General features: G+C 62.3%; 18 protein-coding genes and 2 pseudogenes. 13 read left to right on the plus strand and 7 right to left on the minus strand.

The window, feature by feature from the left end; translation table 11 throughout:
- Positions 1-266 precede the first annotated feature (266 nt).
- From O6P39_RS15665 to O6P39_RS15680, 4 genes are all read right to left on the minus strand, one after another.
- Positions 267-1682, minus strand: a complete 1416-nt coding sequence (locus tag O6P39_RS15665) for an HlyD family type I secretion periplasmic adaptor subunit (protein WP_275607426.1) — start codon at positions 1680-1682, stop codon at positions 267-269.
- Positions 1679-3832 carry a type I secretion system permease/ATPase gene (locus O6P39_RS15670; RefSeq protein WP_275607427.1) on the minus strand — a complete coding sequence of 718 codons (2154 nt, stop codon included), beginning with the start codon at positions 3830-3832 and terminating at the stop codon, positions 1679-1681. Before O6P39_RS15670 ends, O6P39_RS15665 begins: the two co-directional genes overlap by 4 nt.
- A 100-nt stretch (positions 3833-3932) precedes the next feature.
- Positions 3933-5396 carry a hypothetical protein gene (locus tag O6P39_RS15675; RefSeq protein ID WP_275607428.1) on the minus strand — a complete coding sequence of 488 codons (1464 nt, stop codon included), beginning with the start codon at positions 5394-5396 and terminating at the stop codon, positions 3933-3935.
- A gap of 1 nt (position 5397) precedes the next feature.
- Positions 5398-5865, minus strand: coding sequence for a hypothetical protein (locus O6P39_RS15680; protein WP_275607429.1), 468 nt, complete (start codon positions 5863-5865; stop codon positions 5398-5400).
- A gap of 559 nt (positions 5866-6424) precedes the next feature.
- Here O6P39_RS15680 and O6P39_RS15685 point away from each other — a divergent pair.
- A pseudogene (locus tag O6P39_RS15685) lies at positions 6425-6598 on the plus strand (transposase); the annotation flags it as partial.
- 148 nt (positions 6599-6746) lie between these two features.
- Here the strand turns inward: O6P39_RS15685 and O6P39_RS15690 are convergent.
- Positions 6747-7184: a GNAT family N-acetyltransferase gene (locus O6P39_RS15690; protein WP_275607430.1), complete on the minus strand. Its 438-nt coding sequence runs from the start codon at positions 7182-7184 to the stop codon at positions 6747-6749.
- Positions 7178-7360, minus strand: a pseudogene (locus O6P39_RS15695) (hypothetical protein); the annotation flags it as partial. The gene O6P39_RS15690 and the pseudogene O6P39_RS15695, both read right to left, overlap by 7 nt.
- Positions 7361-7917: 557 nt before the next feature.
- Here O6P39_RS15695 and O6P39_RS15700 point away from each other — a divergent pair.
- From O6P39_RS15700 to O6P39_RS15725, 6 genes are read left to right on the plus strand one after another with little or no spacing between them, the layout of a single operon-like run.
- Complete coding sequence (locus tag O6P39_RS15700) at positions 7918-8832, plus strand: hypothetical protein (RefSeq protein ID WP_275607431.1); 915 nt, start codon at positions 7918-7920, stop codon at positions 8830-8832.
- A 22-nt stretch (positions 8833-8854) separates the two neighbouring features.
- Positions 8855-10183, plus strand: a complete 1329-nt coding sequence (locus O6P39_RS15705) for a hypothetical protein (RefSeq protein WP_275607432.1) — start codon at positions 8855-8857, stop codon at positions 10181-10183.
- Between the two features lie 18 nt (positions 10184-10201).
- On the plus strand, positions 10202-12184 hold the full coding sequence (locus tag O6P39_RS15710; RefSeq protein WP_275607433.1) for a hypothetical protein: 1983 nt from the start codon (positions 10202-10204) through the stop codon (positions 12182-12184).
- Complete coding sequence (locus O6P39_RS15715) at positions 12181-13326, plus strand: aminotransferase class I/II-fold pyridoxal phosphate-dependent enzyme (protein WP_275607434.1); 1146 nt, start codon at positions 12181-12183, stop codon at positions 13324-13326. The genes O6P39_RS15710 and O6P39_RS15715 overlap by 4 nt, the downstream gene beginning before the upstream one ends.
- Positions 13304-14068: a GIY-YIG nuclease family protein gene (locus tag O6P39_RS15720; RefSeq protein ID WP_275607435.1), complete on the plus strand. Its 765-nt coding sequence runs from the start codon at positions 13304-13306 to the stop codon at positions 14066-14068. Before O6P39_RS15715 ends, O6P39_RS15720 begins: the two co-directional genes overlap by 23 nt.
- A complete protein-coding gene (locus O6P39_RS15725; protein ID WP_275607436.1) occupies positions 14065-14835 on the plus strand; it encodes an amidohydrolase family protein in 771 nt (256 codons plus the stop codon). The genes O6P39_RS15720 and O6P39_RS15725 overlap by 4 nt, the downstream gene beginning before the upstream one ends.
- Here the strand turns inward: O6P39_RS15725 and O6P39_RS15730 are convergent.
- Positions 14829-16178, minus strand: coding sequence for a sigma 54-interacting transcriptional regulator (locus O6P39_RS15730; protein WP_275607437.1), 1350 nt, complete (start codon positions 16176-16178; stop codon positions 14829-14831). The two genes, O6P39_RS15725 and O6P39_RS15730, sit on opposite strands and share 7 nt — an antisense overlap.
- Positions 16179-16762: 584 nt before the next feature.
- Here O6P39_RS15730 and O6P39_RS15735 point away from each other — a divergent pair.
- The 6 genes from O6P39_RS15735 (at position 16763) to O6P39_RS15760 (ending at position 23037) form a co-directional block, all read left to right on the plus strand.
- A complete protein-coding gene (locus O6P39_RS15735) occupies positions 16763-17683 on the plus strand; it encodes a M14 family metallocarboxypeptidase (protein WP_275607438.1) in 921 nt (306 codons plus the stop codon).
- Positions 17684-17992: 309 nt separating this feature from the next.
- Entirely contained in the window at positions 17993-18850 is an 858-nt protein-coding gene (locus O6P39_RS15740) for a MurR/RpiR family transcriptional regulator (RefSeq protein WP_275607439.1), read from the plus strand.
- A gap of 2 nt (positions 18851-18852) precedes the next feature.
- The gene (locus O6P39_RS15745; protein WP_275607440.1) at positions 18853-19494 is read left to right on the plus strand and encodes an isochorismatase family cysteine hydrolase; all 642 of its coding nucleotides are present in this window, start codon (positions 18853-18855) and stop codon (positions 19492-19494) included.
- 15 nt (positions 19495-19509) lie between these two features.
- Positions 19510-20853, plus strand: a complete 1344-nt coding sequence (locus tag O6P39_RS15750; protein ID WP_275607441.1) for a glutamine synthetase family protein — start codon at positions 19510-19512, stop codon at positions 20851-20853.
- The gene (locus tag O6P39_RS15755) at positions 20837-21580 is read left to right on the plus strand and encodes an N-formylglutamate amidohydrolase (RefSeq protein WP_275607442.1); all 744 of its coding nucleotides are present in this window, start codon (positions 20837-20839) and stop codon (positions 21578-21580) included. The genes O6P39_RS15750 and O6P39_RS15755 overlap by 17 nt, the downstream gene beginning before the upstream one ends.
- Before the next feature lie 113 nt (positions 21581-21693).
- Positions 21694-23037: an APC family permease gene (locus O6P39_RS15760; RefSeq protein ID WP_275607443.1), complete on the plus strand. Its 1344-nt coding sequence runs from the start codon at positions 21694-21696 to the stop codon at positions 23035-23037.
- Positions 23038-23081 lie beyond the last annotated feature (44 nt).

Consider the following 23081-nt stretch of genomic DNA (forward strand, 5'->3'; position numbering starts at 1 on the left):
CCTCCATACACCTATAGCGCGCTGCGCTTGCCCCCTGAAGGGCAAGGCTTCGCCCTGCCAGAGCCAGAGCCGCAGAGCTCGACTGCGGAGCCTGGTGTCCTACCCAATGCCGGGCTGCTGATGTGCAACGGTGACTGGCCAGGCGGCTAATGCAAGCAAGGCTTTCGCGCCATATCCTCGTCGGTGGAGCTGGCTCCGGTATTCCACTGTCCTTTGCTAGCGTCACTAGGTTTCGTGGTGGGGGGATTTCATCGTTAGTGCATAGATTAACGCTCCACCAAGCTCTCATTCACATACTGCTTTAATGGGGTCAGGAAGTATTCGATCACTTTCCGTTTATCAGTCTTAACCTCCGCACTCACCGCCATCCCAGGCGTCAACGGAATATCCCGATCGCCCACGCGAATATGGTTCTGCCCCAACTGGATACGCATGCTGTAAAGCAACCCGCGCTTTTCATCCTCAATGGCATCATCGGAAATACTGATCACCCGACCATGCACCACGCCGTATTTGGTGAAAGTGAAAGTCTCCACCTTGATCTCCACTTCCTGGCCAGGCCGAACAAAGCCGATGTCCTTGTTTTCCAGCATCGCCTCGACCTCTACCGGCTGATCCTTGGGGACGATGACCATGAGTGGCTGTGCCTCGGTGACGACGCCACCGTTGGTATGGATGGCCAATTGCTGGACGGTGCCATCGACCGGTGCGGTCAGACGGGTCAGGCGGTCCCGTTGTTCAGCTTTAAGCAGCTCTTGGGCGAAACCGGCGGCCTTCTGCTCGGACTCATGCTGCAGGTCGAGCATGGCGCGCCGGGTCTGGGCGATGACGCTTTCACGGCGCTGCTCGGCTTCACGCTGGGAGGCATCCATTTCAAGGACGCGCGCCTGTTGTACGGCCAGTTCGCGCTGCTGATCCAAGAGCGCCTGCTCCTTTTCCAGCCAGGCGTGCTTGGCAACGAAGTTACGATCCAGCAGGCGTTTGTAGTCCCCGGCCAATTGCTCGGCGATGGGCAGCGTCTTACGCAGGGACTCAACAGTGGCTTGGGCCGCGCGAATTTCCGCGGCCCGCTGATCGATCATCGCCTGGGCCTGGTCGACATTACTGCGCAGCTCGAGGTACTGGCCTTGCAGCCAGAGCTGGGCGGCCTGACGCTCCTCCTCGCTGACACCAAGCAATCGAGAACCCAGCGACTGTGGCGGCTGGCCACTGCGAATGGACTCCAGCAATGCAGCCGCGCGGGCAGCGTCGATACGCGCCGCCTGCAAGTCGGTCTTCAGACGCTCGACATCGGCGCCAGTCTGGCTGGCGTCCAGTTCCACCAGCAAGTCGCCGGCCTTGACCTGTTGGCCATCGTAGACGTGGATATCCTTCACCACCGCAACTTCGCTGGGCTGGATGACCTTGGTCTTGCCGCTGGGAACGATCTTGCCCTGGGCCGTGGCGACGACGTCGATCTTGCCCAGGCAGGCCCAGAGCAGCGCCAGTGCCGAGAACGCCATGATCGCCCACTTGATATAGCGCGCCGCAGGGTGCACCGGCTGCTCCTGCAGCGACAGCGCGGCCGGCAGGAACTGCACCTCATGGGGCAGCCTTGGAGGTGCATCCATCTGCTTGCGGTTACGCCAAGCGTGGCTCCAGGTGCGCCGGTAGCGCTTGAGCAACTCGGGTCGGGCGCTCATACCTGGCCTCCTTGCTGCAAACGATGCAGGCGTGAGTAATGGCCTGCCTGGAGGGTGAGCAGTTCCCCATGAGTACCCTGCTCGACGATCTGCCCACGGTCCATGACGATGATTCGGTTCGCATCCCGAACGGCACTCAGTCGATGGGCGATGATCAGCACGGTGCGGCCCTGGCAGATGGCTTTCATGTTCTGCTGGATGACCCGCTCAGACTCGTAGTCCAGAGCGCTGGTCGCTTCATCGAAGATCAGAATGCGCGGATTGCCGATTAGCGCTCTCGCAATGGCAATGCGCTGTCGCTGTCCACCGGAAAGCGAGGAACCGTGTTCGCCAACCAGAGTGTCATAGCCTTCGGGCAGTTCGAGGATGAACTCGTGGGCGCCGGCCAGGCGGGCCGCCTGGATCACCGCCTCCATGGGCGCGCCAGGGTCAGTCAGGGCGATGTTCTCGCGAATGCTGCGGTTGAACAGCAGATTGTCCTGCAGGACCACACCGATCTGTCGGCGCAACGAGCTGACATCGGCCAGCGCCAGGTCCATGCCGTCCACCAGTACGCGCCCGCGCTCAGGCACGTAGAGGCGCTGGAGCAGCCGAGTCAGCGTGCTCTTGCCAGAGCCGGAGCGACCCACGATGCCGATCACTTCTCCAGGACGGATCGCAAGGCTGATTCCGCGTAGCACTTCGGAGCCATCCGGACGATAACGGAAATGCACCTGGTCGAACTCCACCTGGCCGCGAAGTGCCGGCAGCGAGCTGCGGGTGGCCTGGGTCAGTTCGGTCTGGCTGTTGAGAATGTCGCCTAGGCGCTGCACGGAAACCCCGGTCTGCTGGAAATTGGTCCAGAGTTGCGCCAGGCGCATGATCGGCTGAGCCACCCGCCCGGCGAGCATGTTGAAGGCCACCAGCTGGCCAACGGTGAGTTGCCCGTCGATCACCAACCGCGCACCGAGCCAGAGCGTGGCGACGGTCACCAGCTTGCCGATCAGCGACACGCCTTCGTTGGCAAAAGTGGAGAGGGTCTGGGTCTTGAAGCTGGCTGACACGTAGGCCGCCAGTTGGTTATCCCATTTACGGGTGACTTGCGGCTCAACTGCCATGGATTTGAGGGTATCGATGCCGTTAATCGACTCGACCAGGAACGACTGGTTTTCCGCTCCTCGGCTGAAGCTCTCCTGTACCCGGGCACGCAGCAGCGGCGTTATGCATAGCGAGAGCACGAAGTACAACGGCAGCGAGAGGATCACCACCAGGGTCAGCCAGCCGCTGTAGAAGAACATCACCGCCACAAACACCACCGAGAACAGCACGTCGAGCAGCAGGGTGATGGCATTACCGGTAAGGAAGCTGCGGATGTTTTCCAGCTCGCGTACCCGCGCCACCGAATCCCCGACCCGGCGCGCCTGGAAGTATGCGAGCGGTAGACTGATCAGGTGACGGAACAGCCGTGCTCCGAGTTCCACATCGATTCGGCTGGCGGTATGGGCGAATACGTAGCTTCGCAGTCCACTGAGCAGCGTCTCGAAGAGCATGATGCCGAGCAGGCCGACCGCCAGGACGTCCAGGGTGGAAAGACCGCGGTGCACCAGCACCTTGTCCATCACCACCTGGAAGAACAACGGGGTCAGTAGGGCGAATATCTGCAGGACGAAAGAAGCGACTAGCACCTCGCCCAGCAACTTGCGGTACTTGACGACGACCGGAATAAACCAGGTGAAATCAAAGCGAGATGTTCCCCTCAAACTGAATTCTGTGGATCGGCACAATATCAGTTCGCCGCTCCAGAAAATTAAAAGGTAATCTAAGTCAATAATTTGCGGCGGCAATCCACTTGTCGTTTGCACCAATACCTTTCGGTCAGAAACTTTGGCAATTATAAAGAATTCACCATTGGTATTGCGAGCGATAGCAGGAAGAGGTGTATGGGGCAGGCGATCAGGAGTTATTCGCACATACTTGGCATCTAAGTTTAATTTTTGGGCTGCTAGAATGATTTCTGCAGTTCCGCTGCGTTGGCTTGGTGTGGCGAACTCATGTATTAATTGGTCCAGCGAAGCTGGAATCCCATGAAATCTAGCAAGAATTACGAGAGCTGACAGTCCAGTATCGGTATTAGCGATATCTATTTGCGATGAGGGGGTTGTATCTTGCATTTCGAACGTCCGGATTGTTCTGTCAGGTATGGAGGTCAGGATGGGAGCTAATTGGAGCAGTTTAGTGAAGATCCATAAGTGACCTTCACTAATGTTGGAATTAAGCCGTCCCATCCACTCCTATCAGCAATGAGGGCGCAAGGTTGGGTGTATTGACTCCAAGATCACTCGATGATACTTCAGGCGAGAAAGCTGCCATTGCATCGATCAATGCGATCGTACTTTGAGCGACAGAGCCGTCCGTATTTCTTAGCGTAATCCCAAGAGCACCATTGAAAAAGTTTTGGATGGTCAGGCCGCCATCAATTACTAATACGCTGTCAGACCATTGATAAGTGTGGCCATTGGCATCCTTATAGAGTTTTCCAGAGGGGCTGGCCGCATCAATAGTACCGCCCTGAATAATCTGACCACCAAGGAGAACTAGCCCATCTCCAGTTGGTCCGTCATTTATGGTATCCTGAATATCCACCCTATACTGATCGATTCCTTTCCCTCCATAGAGAAAGTCAGCGCCTGCGCCGCCATTTAGATTGTCAACTTTGTCGCCGCCAACCAAAATATCACTTCCGGCGCCACCTGTAAGGTAGCTAATCCTGTCAGATCTTCCGATCAAAATGTTATTAGAAATGGTGCCTAGCTTGCTGTCGTAAAATGCTCCATCCAAAAGGTCGGCTGAGGTTATTGCGTCGTTGCGAAGCATAAGCGAAGCAGGGTTGTAGTTCTCAGCTATTAAGAGAGGAGCTCCAGGCGGAAGACGAGTGTTAAGGTCTGCGATGATGGCGTTGCGTGCAGGGGTTAAGATATCTTTTAATGTGGATACAGTGATTCCTGAATCGCTATAATCTACATTTGCAAGGGAGATCAAGTTTAGCTGAGATGTGCTTCCGTCAGCAGGCTGTCCATATCGGGCTTCATAGGTAAAAATTTTATCCCTGTTGATGGTCAATTTGGTATAAATATTCTCTGCTTGAGTGAGGGCGGGGCTGCTGTCGTAGAGTCCAAATAGCTCGGACTCGAGAAAGCGTCGCTTTGCAATGCCCTCTTTGAATTGTTCATTGCTTCCACCGTTAGTGTTGTAGCGAATCTGAAACCAAGCCTCTACACGATTTCCGCCGTTTATAGCGTTAACTAAAGATGGCATGTTAGATAAAGAATTTTTCCCTAGGTTGTAGAGAATTGAAAGAAGCGCAGCTCGTTCATTCGATTCTGGAATTCCTAGAGTGTCGAGCTTGGTGTCATATTCTTGATAGGTAAATTCGAGAAGTCGAGTAGCCTGCTCTTTGGTGATGGTGACTTGAAATTCAGACGCAAGAAGGTTTTTAGTGTTCTTGTCAGGCGCACTGTCGATAGTCTTGAGTGTGCTGGTCTGCTCTGTGGTTAATTGAATGTCAGCTTGAGTCCAAAGACTAAGGTTGTTGTTGCGGGCGAATGTGTATCCATATCCTATGGTTATTTCTCCGTCGCCAAGATCCTTAGGCTGAGAGATCAGTCCCTCAAGCGTTGGAATGATATTCATTATAAGAGCTATATACTGCTGATGAGTGAGGTTTTGAGTCAGCATGTCACAATCCTTCGCAGTAAAGGGTCACATCTTGGTCGGTAACCTTTAGGATGTTTCTTCTCCCTTTCTTCTCTGGGAGATTGGTAGTCATTGGGTTGTTGGTTATTATGAAATAGCTGTTTTTGTATGAAAACATGTAAAAGCGATCTTGGCTCTGGTAGATGTACTGTTTCTTGGATTTGGATGGAGTGACATACAAGGAACATGGTGAGTCCGCACTGGCTCCGCAAGACTGAACAACTTCGTCTGCCACACCGTCGCCATCTAGGTCAACATCTTGATAGTCTTGGTCCTTGCCGTTGATGTAGTTTAGCTTGCAAAATAACCTTGAATCTTCGCAGGTATTTTTGCTCTTGGAGAGCTCCTGGCTGAAATATTCGCATTCAAGATTCTTGGTTTCCGTTGCAATGCAGGTGGCTGAGAGAATGCTAGACGCCATAAATATGGCTGTGGAGGTATTAAACTTCATTGCGAATTCCATTTCATGGGATTGAAAATAACTCCACTGGGTGTGGAGTTTGTTTATTTGGGTGTATAAGGGTCTCAGTTACTTGCTGATAGAAAGTATGAAGCCACGGGTGCGAGTGGTGCTTTGAAGATGAATTGCAAGCGGATAGTGCAGGCTTCATTATTTATCCTTAAATAATATAAGCTGACGAAGAAGGGCTCATCCTGAACCAATTTAAATATATATCAAACTAGGCCTTGCTCATGCAAGCGAAAGATTGAATTCGGTGCCGTTTAAGCAATGACAATGGGCGTCGTCCATAGTGTTATAGTCGCGGATGTGGTGATGCCAATGCTGCAGGGCTTCCTGCTGGGGGCTCGCAAAGCATCAGCGAAGCAGAATATGAGCGATTGAGCCGTGAACTGCCGGACTGCTGATGCGTAAACATGCCTTCAGCCCTTATGCCTACTATCTCTTGCATGATGCGAACGGGAATGGCGTGATTCGCTCATATTAGATGAACGGGTGAAGGAGCTCGATGACAATATATCCGTGATCGCCGCCAATGAGCCGAGGCGCTCAGAGCCTGCAACAACTGCGCGGCGTCGGCCCGATGATCGCCACCGCATTCATTGCGGCCATCGGTGACGCCCGCCAGTTTGCCAACGGTCGACAGTTTGCTGCCTCGCTAGGGTTGACGCCGAGGCAGTACAGCTCCGGTGGCAAAGATCGACTGCTTGGCATCAGCAAGAGAAAGGGGGCAGACTTATTTTCTCTACTCTAAACGTCTGCTTCTGGCCGGATTCTGCAACTCCCGAATGGCTGAAAAGGGTCGGTAGCAGCTTCATTGGAGAAGCGCGTTTAACGGGTTGAGATCGGCTTCGATGCAGGACGGGTCGGCACTATGCAGTGTCGCCACCGCGTCCCGATTCAAGCAACACATATTCGAAATCGTCTGCCATGCCGCTTCCGATGGGTCTAAAACCATTGTGATAGTAAAACTCTAGAGCAGCAGTGTTGAGAGAGACGCACTTCAACCGATAAGGCTTCATGGGCCAGCCTGGCAGCGCTTGAAGGAGTGCCCGTCCAATGCCCCGGCGCAAGAACTGCGGATGGACGTGTAGATGATGAATGAAGTCGTCGGCACCCCAAACAGAAACAAATCCGATCACGCGCGTCCCATCGAGAGCCACCATCTGCCATTCACCATCGGTCTCTCTGTCGAAATCAAGAAGCGTATGCGCTGATGGTAGTTTCCAACTGAACGCTGCCTGCCGCGATTGAAGGAACAGTTCGCGAAGAGCTGGGATATCAATGCGTGTGGAAGGTCGAATTAGCATGAATGAGATTTCAGCGGTTCGGGCACCTGACTTTCCCTGCTCAAAAGTGATGCGTCAATCCAGGCGACCCCTGCCTTGATCAATTGCCGAGCATCACGCTCCGACATCCCATGCTCTCGTCCGATATGGTTCGCCGGCCACTTCGCCCCGAAGTAGAACCACACGAACTCCCCCAAGGGAGAATAGCTCCATCGTGAAAGTTTTTGAGCGAAACCTGTACCTGTATGGTTTCTGTAATTCTCGTTCTGGGTGGGCTAATCGGAGCTGCGCTAATTGAATGGACAACAGCCTCCGCGAATGACCTGGATAAGATTCTGCCTCCCTTCAATGCCTCCTATGTGGCGGTCTCAGCGGAACTGTTGTGGGTTGGCTAGACCGCCTTTTGCCAGCGCCGATTGGCTCGTGGCGAAGACCAAGTTGTAGGCACGACGCCCAAAGAACGGCCAATCAAGCGCTAAGTTACCCAGGCTGAACGTCCGCTATGGGTCGGTATCGGCCTCTCATCAGGGGCAGAAACCGGCCAGTGGCGGACATCGGCCGGCGAACGCGAAGGGTGCTTCGCGTCTCCCGTCCCGTTGCCGCCCAATGCGAAGCGCGCTTCGCCCTCCGCCCCATCGCCAATGCGCGAACCCCCTGCCCCGCCGGCCTGCGCGCCGTAGCGCACGCCTGGCACGCTCTCTGCACTTTCTCCTTCGCGGGACCAATCTCGCCAACCTGATTCAAGGAGAAGGACATGCACGACATCGGCACATCCAGACCGGGCGGTTGGGGGCCTGGCTACAACGAGTTCGAACAGGAGCTGGCTGGCGAGTTCGGCCAGGAATTGGCAGGCGAATTCGAGTTCGAGTCGCAACTCGGATACGCCGAAACCGAGTTCGAGAACGAGTTTGAAAACGAATTCGAGACCGAGGTCTCGGGCGAGATGCAGGAGCTCGAACTCGCCGCCGAGCTGCTCTCGGTCAACAACGAGCAGCAGATGGAACAGTTCCTCGGCGGCCTCATCAAGTCCGTGGGCCGGGTCGCGACCAACTTCGCAAAATCCTCGGCGGGCAAGGCGCTCGGCGGCATCCTGCGCTCGGCGGTGAAGTCGGCGCTGCCGGTGGTCGGCGGTGCCCTGGGCAACCTCATCGTGCCCGGCGCGGGCGGCGTGATCGGCGGCAAGCTGGCCAGCATGGCCGGCAGCGCGGTCGGGCTCGAACTGGAAGGGCTCAGCAACGAGGACCGCGAATTCGAGGTGGCGCGCCGTCTCGTACGTATCGGCCAGCACGCGGCCAATCACCTGGTGAGCATGCCGCCGAACGTCCCACCATCGCGGGCCGCACGCATCGCCTTCCTGCGCGGGGCCAACCAGGTCGCACCGGGCCTCCTGCCCGTCATGCGACAGATCGCACGCACCGGCATTGCCGCGGCACGCCAGAGCGCCACGCCGATCTTCGGCCCGGCCGGCGCGTCCGTGGGTACGCCGGTGCCCGCCTATGGAGTGCCCAGACCCAATGCCCAGGGGATGACGGACGCCTCGGCGAGCTGCCCAAATTGCGGGAGTGCGCAGAGCCAGGCTGCGAACGTACCGAGCAGCGGCGTCTGGCGCCGTTCACGCAGCGGCCGCACGATCATCCTGTATCTCGTCGCGCCTCGACCTGGTTATTGAGACCCCTCGGGAGGTGAGCGCGATGAACGCGTGCACCATGGCCTTGCGGCTGATCGAACAGGAAGTGCTCGGCATACGCGCACGTCTCGATGCGCAGTTGCCCTATGCCCTGCAGATGCCGATGGTTCCGGCGGCCAATGTGAGTGACGAAGCCATGTCGGCGATCGAGCGCCACATGCAGGCGGCGCGCCAGCAGTTGCGCGTGCGTATCGCGAGCTTCCTGCAGCGGTTGCGCAGTCTGCGCTCGACGCCGCAGAACATCGCACTCGCGCAGCGCCACTACGCGCTCCTGAAGCTGTACTTCCACGCGTCGCTCACGCACTTCGAGATCTTCGCCGAAGTGCTCACGCAGCGCAGTCAGCACGGCACGGGAATCTGGCTGTCGGGACTGGACGTCGCCGCCCAGGATGGCCTCAAGCAGCCGGGCGTGAACCTGCAGGCGCCGCCGGTGATCTGCTACGTGGAACGCGGACACGGCGGCGCAATCAGGCGCGCACGCACGCGTTTGCCGGGAGGCGGGGCCAACCCGGTGGCCGTGATCCGCATTCCGCGCGAACGCATGGTCGGCACCGGCATCGCCGCGTCGCTGTTCCATGAAGTCGGGCACCAGGCGTCGGCGCTGCTCGATCTTGCCAACAGCTATCGCCGGGCGACGGCAGCCAACGTCTCCCAGGGGCCACCCTGGTGGCGCGCATGGGATCGCTGGATCAGCGAGATCGTCGCGGATCTCTGGGCCGTTTCGAGGGTGGGCATCAGCGCAACCTGCGGGCTGATCAGCGTGGTGAGCCTGCCGCGCGCCTTCGTCCTGCGCATCAACCTGGACGACCCGCATCCGGCACCCTGGATTCGCGTCAAGTTGTCCGTCGCCATGGGCCGGGCGCTCTACCCGGACCCGCAGTGGGCGGACCTGGAGCAGATGTGGGAACGGCTCTACCCGCGTACGCAGATGAGCGCCAGCCAGCGCGGCGCGTTCGAGATGCTCGACCAGGCCATTCCGCAGTTCGTTGCCGCATTGCTCGCACTGCGCCCAGCGAGCCTGGGCGGGCGCAGCGTAGGCCGGGCGCTCAGCCTGCCGGGACGGCATCCACGACAACTGCTTGCCCTGTGGGAGCGAGTGAAGGCACGGCCGCAGCAGCTTCTCGCCGACACCCCGACGCTCGCCTTCGCGGTACTGGGCCAGGCGCGCTTCAGCGGACTGTTGCCGGCCAGCCAGGAGCTGAAGGTCATCGCCGAACTGCTGCAACGCTGGGCGCTGGCCGGCTACCTGCCATGGAGCGCCGGCAGTGCCCAGTTGAGCGTGGTGCTGAACCAGCGCAAGGCGGGGTCGATTCCGTTTGCATCCAATGTCTGACCCGTAAGGAGACGAACGATGAGCAACAAATTCAACGTCAGCTTCAAGCTGACCAGCATCCCGATGACCGACCACGGGAAGTCCTTCGCGATTTTTCCCAACATAGAGGCGTATGAAGCTCCCGGAATCACGGTGACGGCGAACCCGAACGTCTTCGGCGGCGAATTCAGCCCGGAAGACGCGGGCTCGGAGCTCGAGATCACCCTGAGCCTCGGCAGGAACAAGAAGGAGATCCGGTGGCCCACACTGGCAAAGAATCTCGACCAGATACTGGAAGATCTCGTCGACTTCAGTCAGTCCACGCGCGAAGTCAAAACCACCATCCTCCTGCAATTGGCCGGCGCGAGCAGCGTCACCCTCGTCGGCAGGATCCCCGAACCCTCGTCTGCCGAGACCGCGAGCCCTGGCACGGGCGACGGGGACGGTGACGACAACCCTCCCCCGTCCGACAACACCCTCTACGAACCGAACTCAGCCCCGCTGCCGTCAGGCAGCTACAAGGTCAGGAACCCGATCACGCTGCAAAGGACGACTCGCCCGCTGACCGGTGACGTGGCGCTGTGGCTGATGATCAAGATGAACGCCGACAACCTCAGTTGGGAAAACTACACGGCCCAACTGGAGCTGCTGTTCGGCTCCGACAGCGGAGCAGGCCGTGAAATGCTCGAAAGCGCTCAGCATCTGAGCCGCCGCCGCTTCCTGCCCTTCACCGACACCGATGCCTACCGCACGCTCAAGGTCGCCACCGAGGCATTCGTGGTTACCTGGGGCGGCGTGGTCCCGGACAAGCGCAACATCCATTCGGTCGCCGAACTGATCCGCAAGGACACGACCGCCATCAGGCTCGCATCGGAGCGGCTCGGCATCGACATCAGCCAGGACGCGCTCGTCGAGACCATGGCCAGCCAGTACTTCGGCACGTCATCGCCACCGACCATTCCCTATCTCACCCGCGTGGTCGAGGGCTTGCGGGGTACGGACGCGGAGCCGCCCGTCCAGGCCGCCCTGGACGAGGCCTGGAACTCCCCGGACAGGAGGGAAAACCTGTTTTGCGGGGAAACCTGCCTGTGGCTGGCCCACCTGAACCAGGACTACTCGGCGAAGCTGACCAGGCCTCCGCTCGTCGAGCTGATCTGGAGCTATTGGATGGAGGAAATGCAGCTCGTGCAGACGATGAATGCGATTTCCCGCCGTTTCCAGAATGTGTCCAGCGGTCCCCGCGATCCGCTGGCCCAGTTCGAGCTCGATGCCGTGCGCCCGCTCAACAACGTCATCTGGGGCTGGGTCCAGGACGAACAGCACCGCCTGCCGATCGAGCGCCGCGCCGCCGAATACCAGCATGAATATGGCTTCCGCCTGTTCGGCCGCGCCGTACCGAGCACCCAGGCGGCGGACGTGCGCAGCAAGTTCCTCGCGGCCTTCCATACCCTGCTGAACCAGTGCGTGCCGTTCTTCCGCCAGACCGACGACACCACCGTGGTGCCGGACGGTTTCCCGCTCCTCAACGCACTGCGCGAAGTCCACCTGATCCTTTCGGAAGGCGCCCACAACCAGTTCCGCGACCTGCCGAGCACCTCGCGCATCGAGATGATGATGCAGCAGTGGATTCTCGCCCGGCCGGAAATGCGCGAGTTCCTGCCGCGCCGCGCGATGATCGCCTACCCCGAGCCGTGGATGCATTCGGTGGAAAGCATGCGCAAGCTGCAAGGCTGGGGCGACTCGAACACCTACCAGTTCTGGCAACTGGCAACGACCGGCGAGCAGATCGTCTCGTCCATACGCTGGGGCAACTGGAACGCGATCAACGACCCGACCAACGCGGCGAACTGGGCCATGTTCTTCCGCCCCGAGATCCAGACGTATATCCACTCCTATCGCGCCGTCACCGGCATAGACGTGAGCGCCGAACCGGTCGACGTGCAGGTGCCCGGCATTCACCTGTTGCGCCGCCTCCACGCGCGGCAGGGGATGAAGGTCGAGCGCCAGGGCATGGCGCCATGATCGACTTCGCCTCCACGCTCTACCTGGGGATGCAGCATCCGTCCTCGGAGACCGGCGGCTACGACGCACTCACGACGGGCACGCCAGCCTCGCTCGCGGTGTCGCCGCTCTCGGGCGAGGTGGCGGCACAGGCGGCTGTGCTCCAGGGCTGCGAGGCGGGCATGGTGGCGCCGTCGACGCTGCACCTGTCGATCGACCTGTTCGACCGGCTGGGGCGCAGCCACGCGATCATCGCCGACGAAGCGCTCTATCCGGTGATGCGTTGGGGGCTGGAGCGCATCAGGGGGCTCGGCGTTCCGGTCGCCTGGTTCCGCCACGGCGACCCCGCCGATCTCGCGCGGCAGATGCGGCAATTACCACGCGCACGGCCGCCGGCGGTCATAGTCGACGCCACCGGCATCGAAGGCTCGCCGACGCCGATCGGTCGTTACCTGGCAATCGTCCAGCGTCATCGTGGATTGCTGGCCATCGATCAAAGCCAGACGCTCGGCCTGCTGGGCGCGCGCCCTAGCGCATCGCATCCGTGGGGACGCGGTGGCGGCGGCCTGCTGTGCTACGCGGACATCGTGCCGGCGGCACCGGTGTTGTTGCTCGCCTCGTGGGCGAAGGCATTTGGCGCGCCACTCGCCACGCTCTGTGGCCCCGCCGCCCTGGTGAACGAAATCGCACGCGCTGGCCCGACGCAATCGCACTGCAGCACCGCAAGCCAGAGCGCACTGCTCGCCGCGATGAGTGCACTGGCGATCAACCAGCGTGACGGCGAGCGTCTGCGCGCAGCGTTGTCGCGCCGGATTGCAAGACTCGACGACGGCCTGCGCTGGCTCATGCATCACCGCTTGCCCGACCTGCAGATACTGCGGCGCTTTCATCCGTTGCAGCAGATCCGCCTCGACTGCGCCGAACGAACCCTGGGTCTGCACGCGACCTTGCGCGCACGCGGCTTTCGCACCGCCCTGCTGCGCCAGTACGGGCCTCACTATGCGCTGGCGTTGGTGGTGCGGGCCAACCATCGCACGGCGGACATCGACGCGCTGACCGCGGCCATGGATGCGTTGGCCCCCGGACTGCCGCAACGCCGGGGACATCCGGCCCGCCCCGTACCGAAGGAGGAAACCAGCCATGTTCAGAACCTTGGAGGGTGAAACACTGGAGCTCGCGCCCTGGCGCATGCGTCGCTTCATGCGGCTGCTCGCCGACACGCGCCGCTACCCTGCCGGTACGCCGCCCCACGTGCTGCTCCAGGACCTGCGCCAGATCATCGCCCGCGCGCGGCGCGTGAATACCCAACCGCACATCGGCACGGCGCGCTTCCAGAGTACCGGTGCGTGCTGCAAGGCCTGTCTGCTCGCGCAGCAGAGGGAGGGTGTGCTGACGTTGTTGGGCCTTTCCGTCGAGTCCCTGCCCCAGGCCGCTTACCCACGGACAGGGGGCATGCCGGAGCTGGAGTTCGAGACGGCCACCCGGTCCGCAACCATCGACCTCAGCTGGGTGCGCTATCCGACCCTCGCCGCGGCGGTGAAGGAGGCGAGCGGGTCCGGCATCTACATCCTGCGGCGCGGCGATACGCCGGTCTACGTCGGGCAGGCGGTGAACCTGAAACGGCGCCTGGCACAGCACCTGTGGTGCTCGCAGCGGCATCGCGATTCAGGGCTCGCCGCCTGGGTGACCAACGTTCCCACGAAGGACCTCTCGGCCGTCGAACATACGCTCGCGCGGGCGCTCAGGGGGCGCGTGACCAACGAACTGCTGCAGAACAATCCGCTGGTTGTCGGCCCCGGCAAGCTGGCGATCACCCATCTCCTGCCCGCCGGCCTGACCTCTCGTCACATCAGCGACAACCAATTGATCCTGCGCAGCGGCGATCAATTCGAGTGGGAATCATGATCCTCGACTTCCATGTCCATGCTGGCGAGGGTGATGGCATGACCGGGCCCTGGGACACCTGCGCGCCGCTCGATGCCTATGTGCGACGCGCGCAGGCGGCGGGCATCACCCGTTCGGTGCTGCTGCCGGTGTTCCAGTCCGACTATGCGCGAGGCAACCGTGAGATCGCCGCCATCGTGCGTGCCAATCCACGTCGCTGGATCGGTTTCGCCATGGTGCACGCGGACCGCGACCGTGATCGCGTGCAGCGCATGATCGAAGAGGCCGTGGTACGGCTCGGCCTGCGCGGCATCAAAGTCCATCGCCACGATGCGCGCCTACATCGCCAGGTCTGCGACGCCGCCAGGCACTGGCGCCTGCCCGTGCTCTACGACCCCGGCGGTGAAACGGGCGCGCTGAGCCTGCTGGCCCAGACACATCCGGATGTCGCCTTCGTGTTCGCCCATCTGGGCAGTTTCGCCGACGACTGGGCTGCGCAACGACAGGTGATCGACCTGATCGCCCGCCACCCCAATCTTTTCGCGGACACCGCCGGTGTGCGGCGCTTCGATCTGCTCGAAGAGGCGTTCGCCCGGGCCGGCCCCGGCAAGCTGCTGTTCGGCTCCGATGGGCCGTGGCTGCATCCCGGGCTCGAGCTGGCGAAAATCCGCGCGCTACGGCCTACGCCCGCCGGGTTCGCGGACATCGCCGGCGGTAACGCCATCCGCTTGATCAATCGGGCACGCGTACCGGTCGCCCCGGCGGCCTTGCGCCGAAGCCCTTACTGACCCGTCGTCTCCGGACCGCGCATCTGCCGGCGCAGCTGCAAGGCGCGCGGCGTGATCTGCAACAGTTCGGCGGCCCGACCGGTCGACCCGGCACGCCGCTCGGCGACCTGGACCGCCAGCGCCTCGGCGATCTGCCCGATCTGCTTCAGGCCCAGCCCGGCATCGAGCGCACGCTCCACGGCGCGCTCGAAGGTCTTCTCCCAGCAGGGGTCCTGATTCGCTCGCTCGGCTTCGACCATGAGGCCATCGAGGCAGCCGGTGCTCAGCACGCAGAAGCCGCGCTGGCGCTCCGCCATGCGCCGCACGACGTTGCGCAGCTCGCGCACGTTGCCGCGATACTCGGCATTCACCAGTTTGCGCATCACTTCCGGCATGACCTCGGGCACGGCATCGCCCTGCTCGGCGAGAAAGTGCGTGACGAGCAACGGAATGTCTTCGCGTCGCTCGGCAAGGCTGGGCGCACGTATCGTCCATTGGGTGATGCGGAAGTACAGGTCGCTGCGAAAGCGCCCCGCGCCCACTTCCGCCTCGAGATCGCGGTTGGTCGCACAGACGAGGCGGAAATCCGACTGCCGCCAGTTGTCCTCCCCGACCCGCTTGTAGGCGTGCTCCTGGATCACGCGAAGCAGTCGCGCCTGCAACGGCAGTTCGAGTTCGCCGACCTCATCGAGAAACAGCGTACCGTGGTCAGCCAGACCGACCGCGCCTTCGCGCGCCGCGACGGCGTTGGTGAACGCGCCCTTGGCATGGCCGAACAATTCGCTGCCCGCCAACTCGGGGCTCAGGATGGTGCAATCCACCACGATGAAGGGCCCGCGTCGGCGCTCCCGATCCAGATCGTGGATGAGCCGCGCCAGCAGCTCCTTGCCGCATCCGCTTTCGCCGAGCAGCAGGCAGGTGCCGTGTCCGAAGCGCCCCACTTCCGTCAGTGCGCGCAGGGTGCTGCGCCAGACGGGTGAGTCACCGACCGCTCGTCTCCTGAGCCAGTTGGAGGTCAGCACCTCCTCCATTTCCGCGAGGCGGGCCAGGCGCATCGCGACCTCACCCAGCAGCACCTCGTGGTCGGACGCCGTGACCAGGTCGCACACCGCTGCAGGCCACCAGGGCTCCGGGCAGCAGAAGTTGCGGGTAGCCCGGGTGCAGCCAACGATGAATGCATCCGGCAACGAAACGCCTCGCAGCCACTGGTTCGCCGCCGTGCGCACACGATCGGCGTGCGAGAACACCACCACCACCTGCAGGCCTTCGCCGCTGCCAGACAAATCGACATGCTCCGGCAAGCCGTGCTCGCGTAACGACTGGCCAAGGCGCTGCGAATCCTCTCCGTACAGAACGACGCGCATCTTGCACCTCACTCTGCGGTGTCTGAGGTGGCAACGCGCCAGGGTGTTGTCCTCAGGCTGCAACGCGGCACTGCTACGGTACTGTCGCCGCACCGTCATCTGTCGTTCATCGGCGGCATTGGGAAAAGCCGATCAATGCAGTCAGCCGGTCCGTTTTGTGCATTGCGCAAAACTCGAAATCAACCGCCTTCCAGTGGGTCGACTCGGTCCGGCTGTCTCACTAATGAAACGACAAAGCCCATGAAAGCTAGTACACGGCGTCGATTAAATAAAGGTCATCCGGGGGATCACCGGAGTGCGCTTGTATCCCTGCAGGAGCCACCCCTGCACGTAGGGCGTACAACCGTTCGCGGTTGTACGCCGCCACCCCCATCCCATCGTCAACTTCGTGATCGAACCTGGGGCAATCACCAGCCAGGCCCAACTCCGAGCAGACCGGCAACCAGGGTCAATCGGCGTATAACGCGGAGCGTTATACGCCCTACGTTTCCGGCGACCATGCGGCTCCGACAAATGCCATGGAATCGTTCCGGCGACGCCGGTGCTAGAGTGACGCTCCTGTTTTCCCAGCCTGTGAGAGTCCGATGACGACCGCCGCCTTCTATCCCGTGGGAACCCCTGGCCAACCCTGGGGCGAAACCGAGCGCACCCAGTGGCGCGCACTCCAGTCGCGCCAGCGCCGTTATGACGAAGACGTGCTGCCGCGCATCGAGGCACTCTCCGAGCGCTTCGAGAAGGTGGCCTATGGCCGGCTCGACTATGCCGGCGAGCGCTACACCCTGTACGCCCTGCGCAACCGTGACTGGAACGCCGCGCTGCCCGCGGCCCTGGTTACCGGTGGTGTGCACGGCTACGAAACCAGCGGCGTGACGGGCGCGCTGGGGTTCCTGGAAGAACGCGCCGCCGAGTACGCCGGCAAGGTCAACCTGCTGGTGGCGCCCTGCGTGAGCCCCTGGGGCTACGAGCGCATCAACCGCTGGAACCACGACGCCATCGACCCGAACAGAAACTTCCGCGCCGATGGTCCTGCGCATGAGTCGACCACATTGATCGAACTGGTGGCCCCGCTGCGCGGCCAGTTCCTGCTGCACATCGACCTGCATGAGACCACCGACAGCGATGCCAGCGAGTTCAGCCCGGCACTGGCCGCACGCGATGGCAAGGTGTACGAACCGGAGTTGGTTCCGGATGGTTTCTACCTGGTCGATGACCGCGAGAACCCGCAACCGGCGTTTCAGCAGGCGATCATCGCCGCGGTCGAGCGGGTGACCCACATCGCGCCGCCGGACGACAAGGGCGAGATCATCGGCTCGCCGGTGGTCGCGCGTGGCGTGATCGAATACCCGCTGGCGGAGTACGGACTGTGCGCCGGCGTCACCGGTGCGCGTTACACCACCACCACCGAGGTCTACCCGGACAGCCCGCGCACCAGCCCCCAACAGTGCAATGAGGCGCAGATCGCCGCCGTCTGCGCGGCGCTGGATTACGCCCTGGCGCACGCCTGACGCCGTCGGCGGAAACGTAGGGCGTACAACCGTTCGCGGTTGTACGCCGATCCCCCCTCCCATCGCCAACTTCGCCGTCGGACCTGGGGCAATCCCGGTGCCAGGCTCGACTCCGAGCAAATCGGAGTCGAAGGCCAATCGGCGTATAACGCGGAGCGTTATACGCCCTACGTTCAACTCTCCCCCGAGCCAGCCCGCCTCACCGGGACGCATAACACTTCCACCATAATGTAGTGAACACTACAAAAATAACGTATTGCCAATTTATGAAGTGCATTATACAAATAGAGCACACCAAGGGACGTCGCCATGCTCACACTCAAAGACCGCCTGAACTCCCCCGAAGTCGACCTCACCAAAGCCGAGCGCAAGGTGCTGCGCGCCCTGCTCGACGACTACCCGCGCCTGGGCCTGGGGCCGATGTCGCGCCTGGCCCGCCAGGCCGGCGTGAGCGACCCGACGATCCTGCGGCTGGTGAAGAAACTGGGCTTCGCCGGCTACAGCGATTTCCAGAATGCGCTGATGGCGGAAGTGGATGACCGCCTGCGCTCGCCACGCACCCTGCTCGCCGGACGCCGCGAGGGGATGAGCAACAACGACGCCTGGTCGAACTTCCTCAGCGACGCCAGCGAAGGCATCCAGCGCACCCTGGCGCTGACCCAGGCCGATGACATCCGCCTGCTCGGCGACTGGCTGCTCGATACGCGCACCCGCGTGTTCTGCCATGGCGGCCGCTTCAGCCGCTTCCTCGCCGGTTACCTGGTGGCGCACCTGCGCATGCTGCGCAGCGGCTGCCTGCTGCTGGACGATGGCGCCGCGCTGCCCGATCAACTCAACGACATCGACCGCCAGGTACTGGTGGTGGTGTTCGACTACCGCCGCTACCAGGCCCAGGCACTGGGCGTGGCCAAGGCCGCGAAGGCGCGCGGCGCACGTGTGGTGCTGTTCACCGACGTGTACGACTCGCCGCTGCGCGAGTTCGCCGACCTGATCGTCAGCGCACCGGTGGAGTCGCCCTCGCCCTTCGACACCCTGGTGCCCGCCATGGCCCAGGTCGAAGCACTGATTGCCAGCCTGGTGGCGCGCATGGACGGCCACCTCGATGAACGCCTCGAAGGCATCGATCACCTGCGTGCTGCCTTCGGCAGCCACATCCTGGAGGAATAACCGTGTTCAGCCTGCCCCACCAATCGCCCCGCGACCTGCCGTACACACCGGGCCAGACCGCCATTCTGTTCGTCGATATGCAGAACGCCTGGGTAATCCCCGGCCGCGACGCTCATGTCGATCCGCAGACACACCGCTACTTCTACGATCGCGTCGAGGCGACCGTGGTGCCGAACCAGCAGCGCCTGCTGGCCGCGATGCGCGAGGTGGGCGGCGAAGTCCTGCACACCATCATCGAAAGCCTCACCGCCGATGGGCGTGACCGCTCGCTGGACCACAAGCTGTCCGACATGCACCTGCCCAAGGGCAGCCCCGACGCCCAGGTCATCGACGCCCTGGCGCCTGCAGAAAACGAAATCGTCCTGCCCAAGACGTCCTCGGGCGTCTTCAACTCCACCGCGATCGACTACGTGCTGCGCAACCTGAACACCCGCCACCTGATCGTCTGCGGCGTAGTCACCGACCAGTGCGTCGACATGGCCGTGCGCGATGCCGCCGACCGCGGCTATCTGGTCACCCTGGTGGAAGACGCTTGCGCCACCCATACCCCCGAGCGCCACCAGGCCTGCCTGGATGCGATCAAGGGCTATTGCTGGATCGCCGACACCGACACCGTGCTCGCACGAATCGCCGCGCTGGCCTGAAGCCAGGAGAACGCCATGAGCCACAACAATAAGAATCCCGGCACGCCGATGCGTCTGACCAGTTTCGTTACCACCGACCTCTGCGGCATCACCCGCGGCCGCTCGCTTCCCGAATCCGACGTCGCCGATCAGCTGGCCACCGGCTGCGGCTGGGTGCCCGCCAACAGCGCGCTGACGCCCCAGGACATCATCGCCGAGGACAACCCCTGGGGCAGCCACGGCGACCTGCGCCTGCTTCCCGACCCGGATAGCCGGGTGCGCCTGGAAAGCGGCCCCGATCAACAGGCGGCGCCGCTGGACTACCTGCATGGCGACCTGGTGCTGACCGACGGTTCGCCCTGGTCGGTGTGCCCGCGCACTCTGCTGCGCAATGAGATCGCGCGCTATCGCCAACTCGATCTGCAGGTCACTGCGGCCTTCGAGCATGAGTTCAACCTGCTCGGCCTGCCGGACGAGCACGCCGCTGCCTTCTCCCTGCAGGCCCAGCGCCAGACCGGCAACTTCGGCGGCTGGCTGATGAGGGCGCTGGAGCAGATCGGCGCGGAGCCGGAAATGTTCCTGCCCGAGTACGGCCGCAACCAGTATGAAGTCACCTGCCGCCCCACCCAGGGTGTCGCGGCGGCGGACCGCGCCGTGAACGTGCGCGAAGTGACCCGCGAGATCGCCCGGCAGTTCGGCTGGCGCAGCACTTTCACTCCCCTGCTCGCCCCCGGCGCGGTGACCAATGGCGTGCACCTGCACCTGAGCCTGCAACGCCTGGATGGCACCCCGGTGTTCTATGACGAGGCCAGCGCCACCAACCTGTCCAGGCTCGCCGAACACTGGGCGGCCGGTGTGCTGCGCCACCTGCCCGCACTCTGCGCCCTCACCGCGCCGACGGCCGTCTCCTATCTGCGGCTGAAACCGCACCACTGGAGCGCCGCCTACGCCTGCCTGGGCCTGCGCAACCGCGAAGCGGCGCTGCGCATCTGCCCGGTCGTGGACATCGGCGGCAAGCCGAAAGCGCGCCAGTTCAACCTCGAATTCCGCCCGATGGATGCCACCGCGAGCCCGCACCTGGCCATGGCCGCCGTACTGATCGCCGGGCGCCTGGGCATCGAGCAGGAGTTGCCGCTGTCGGCGGTGACCGATGTGGACCCGCACGGCCTCAGCGCTACGGACCGCGAAAAACTGGGCATAAAGGCCCTGCCGGGTTCGCTCGGCGAAGCCCAGCGACTGCTGATGGAGGATGGCGAGCTGTGCAACGAGCTGCCTCCGGCCCTGCTGGAAACCTACTTCTCCATGAAGCGGCAGGAGCTGACCCTGACCTGCGACCTCAGCGAAGAACAACTCTGTGAATCCTATGCAAAGTTCTACTGAATCCGGCCTCTACCAGCACCCGCCGTTCCGGATCGTCAATCCGCAGGGCAGGAGCCCCGTGCTGCTGGTTTGCGAACACGCGAGCCGCTACATCCCCGAGGCGCTGGGCCAGTTGGGCCTGGACGACGCGGCGGCCCACGAGCACATCGCCTGGGACATCGGCGCACTGGCCCTGGCCGAGGCGCTCTCGGCGCGCCTCGACGCCACGCTGCTGGTGGCCAATTACTCGCGCCTGCTGATCGACCTGAACCGGCCGCTGGCCGCGCCCGACGCCATCCCCGAGCACAGCGAGATCTACCCGATCCCCGGCAACCGCGGCCTCACGGCCGCGGCCCGGCAGGAACGGGTGTCGAGCATCTTCGAGCCCTTCCACCGGCAGCTCAGCGAGCTGATCGACGGGCGTATCAAGGCGCAACGTGCGCCGAGGCTGGTCGGGGTGCACAGCTTCACACCGAGCTACCGCGGCGAGACCCGCCCCTGGGTCGCCGGCGTGCTCTTCGGCAAGGCCGACGCCTACGCCAACCGCATCATCGGCGGGCTGCGCCAGAGCGGCGAGGAAATCGGCTCCAACCAACCCTATGTCATCGACCCACTGGAGGACATGACCGTCCCGGTACATGGCGACGAACGCGGCCTGGACGCCGTGCTGATCGAAATCCGCAATGACGGACTGCGGACCCCGCAAGGGGTGGAGACCTGGGCGGAACGCCTGGCTCCCTGGCTCTGAGGACCCTACCCGGCCGGCCATGTTCGACCGGCCGGGCAGGTTCTGAAAACAACAACAATTCAGCGCATACAGCGCCGAAACCTTAAAGCTGCCGTTCCCAGAGGAAGTGCCCCGTGGCTATCGAACAGTTCGGATACAAGCAACAACTCCGTCGTAGTCTCACCCTCAGCGACCTGGTGATCTACGGGATGATCTTCATGATCCCCATCGCGCCCTTCGGCGTTTACGGCTGGGTCCACGCGGACGCCCATGGCATGGTCCCCATGGCCTACCTGGTGGGCATGGTGGCGATGCTCTTCACCGCGCTCAGCTATGGCGCCATGGCCCGCGCCTTCCCCATCGCCGGTTCCGTGTACTCCTACGCCCAGCGCGGCATCCACCCCAACGTCGGCTTCATCGCCGGCTGGGTGCTGCTGCTCGACTACCTGCTGATCCCACCACTGCTCTACGTGTTCAGCGCCCTGGCGTTGAACCACCTGTTCCCGGCGATCCCCAAGCTGGTGTTCATGCTGATCTTCCTGGTGTCCGCCACCCTCATCAACCTGCGCGGCATCACCCTGGCGGCGCGCTTCAACCTGCTGTTCTTGATCGCCGAGCTGGTGGTGCTGGCCATCTTCCTGATCGTGGGTTACCAGGCACTGCAAGGCGGGTTGGGCAACGGTCGCCTGACGATGGAGCCACTGCTGCAACCGGAGCATTTCAACCTCGGGCTGGTGATGAAGGCGGTGTCCATCGCGGTGCTGTCCTTCTTGGGCTTCGACGCGATCTCCACCCTCGCCGAAGAGGTCAAGGGCGACCCGGCGAAGCAGATCGGCCGCGCCTCGCTGATCGCGCTGTTCGTCATGGGCGGCATCTTCATCGTGCAGACCTGGCTGGCCACCGACCTGGCCGCCGGCATGACGTTCAAGTCGGCGGATACCGCCTTCTATGAAATCGCCGAAGCGGCCGGCGGCAGCTGGCTGTCCACCCTGACCGCCGTATCCACCGCGCTGGCCTGGGGCGTGACCGTGTCGATCACCTCCCAGGCCGCCGTCTCCCGCCTGCTCTACTCGATGGCCCGTGACGGCAAGCTGCCGCGCGTGCTGGCCAAGGTCCACCCGAAATACCAGACCCCGCACATCAGCCTCTACCTGGTCGGCGTGCTGTCCCTGGGCATCGGCATCTACTTCCTCGACAGCCCCGATGTGCTCACCTCCCTGGTCAACTTCGGCGCGCTGACCGGCTTCTGCCTGCTGCATGTCGCGGTGATCAACCACTACTTCATCCGCCAGAAGTCCGGGCAGGTGCTCAAGCACCTGGTCTTCCCGCTGATCGGCCTGGTGATCATCGCCTACGTGCTGGTGAGCATGAGCTTCGAAGCCCAGTCCCTGGGGATCGGCTGGATCGCACTCGGCCTGGTGTATCTGGTCGTCCTGAACCGGCGCGGCAACGGCACCGAGCTGGCCCGGGGGATCTGATCGCGCCTGTGCCGCCGTGAAGTTGATGGCGGTCTTTGACAGAC

The organism is Pseudomonas sp. PSE14, assembly GCF_029203285.1.
Taxonomy (GTDB): Bacteria; Pseudomonadota; Gammaproteobacteria; order Pseudomonadales; family Pseudomonadaceae; genus Pseudomonas.

What these genes read in the sequence shown, in the direction of transcription:
- O6P39_RS15665 (WP_275607426.1), bottom strand. Translation starts at nt 1,682, where the DNA reads ATGAGCGCCCGACCCGAGTTGCTCAAGCGCTACCGGCGCACCTGGAGC.
- O6P39_RS15670 (WP_275607427.1), bottom strand. Translation starts at nt 3,832, where the DNA reads ATGCAAGATACAACCCCCTCATCGCAAATAGATATCGCTAATACCGAT.
- O6P39_RS15675 (WP_275607428.1), bottom strand. Translation starts at nt 5,396, where the DNA reads ATGCTGACTCAAAACCTCACTCATCAGCAGTATATAGCTCTTATAATG.
- O6P39_RS15680 (WP_275607429.1), bottom strand. Translation starts at nt 5,865, where the DNA reads ATGAAGTTTAATACCTCCACAGCCATATTTATGGCGTCTAGCATTCTC.
- O6P39_RS15690 (WP_275607430.1), bottom strand. Translation starts at nt 7,184, where the DNA reads ATGCTAATTCGACCTTCCACACGCATTGATATCCCAGCTCTTCGCGAA.
- O6P39_RS15700 (WP_275607431.1), top strand. Translation starts at nt 7,918, where the DNA reads ATGCACGACATCGGCACATCCAGACCGGGCGGTTGGGGGCCTGGCTAC.
- O6P39_RS15705 (WP_275607432.1), top strand. Translation starts at nt 8,855, where the DNA reads ATGAACGCGTGCACCATGGCCTTGCGGCTGATCGAACAGGAAGTGCTC.
- O6P39_RS15710 (WP_275607433.1), top strand. Translation starts at nt 10,202, where the DNA reads ATGAGCAACAAATTCAACGTCAGCTTCAAGCTGACCAGCATCCCGATG.
- O6P39_RS15715 (WP_275607434.1), top strand. Translation starts at nt 12,181, where the DNA reads ATGATCGACTTCGCCTCCACGCTCTACCTGGGGATGCAGCATCCGTCC.
- O6P39_RS15720 (WP_275607435.1), top strand. Translation starts at nt 13,304, where the DNA reads ATGTTCAGAACCTTGGAGGGTGAAACACTGGAGCTCGCGCCCTGGCGC.
- O6P39_RS15725 (WP_275607436.1), top strand. Translation starts at nt 14,065, where the DNA reads ATGATCCTCGACTTCCATGTCCATGCTGGCGAGGGTGATGGCATGACC.
- O6P39_RS15730 (WP_275607437.1), bottom strand. Translation starts at nt 16,178, where the DNA reads ATGCGCGTCGTTCTGTACGGAGAGGATTCGCAGCGCCTTGGCCAGTCG.
- O6P39_RS15735 (WP_275607438.1), top strand. Translation starts at nt 16,763, where the DNA reads ATGACGACCGCCGCCTTCTATCCCGTGGGAACCCCTGGCCAACCCTGG.
- O6P39_RS15740 (WP_275607439.1), top strand. Translation starts at nt 17,993, where the DNA reads ATGCTCACACTCAAAGACCGCCTGAACTCCCCCGAAGTCGACCTCACC.
- O6P39_RS15750 (WP_275607441.1), top strand. Translation starts at nt 19,510, where the DNA reads ATGAGCCACAACAATAAGAATCCCGGCACGCCGATGCGTCTGACCAGT.
- O6P39_RS15755 (WP_275607442.1), top strand. Translation starts at nt 20,837, where the DNA reads ATGCAAAGTTCTACTGAATCCGGCCTCTACCAGCACCCGCCGTTCCGG.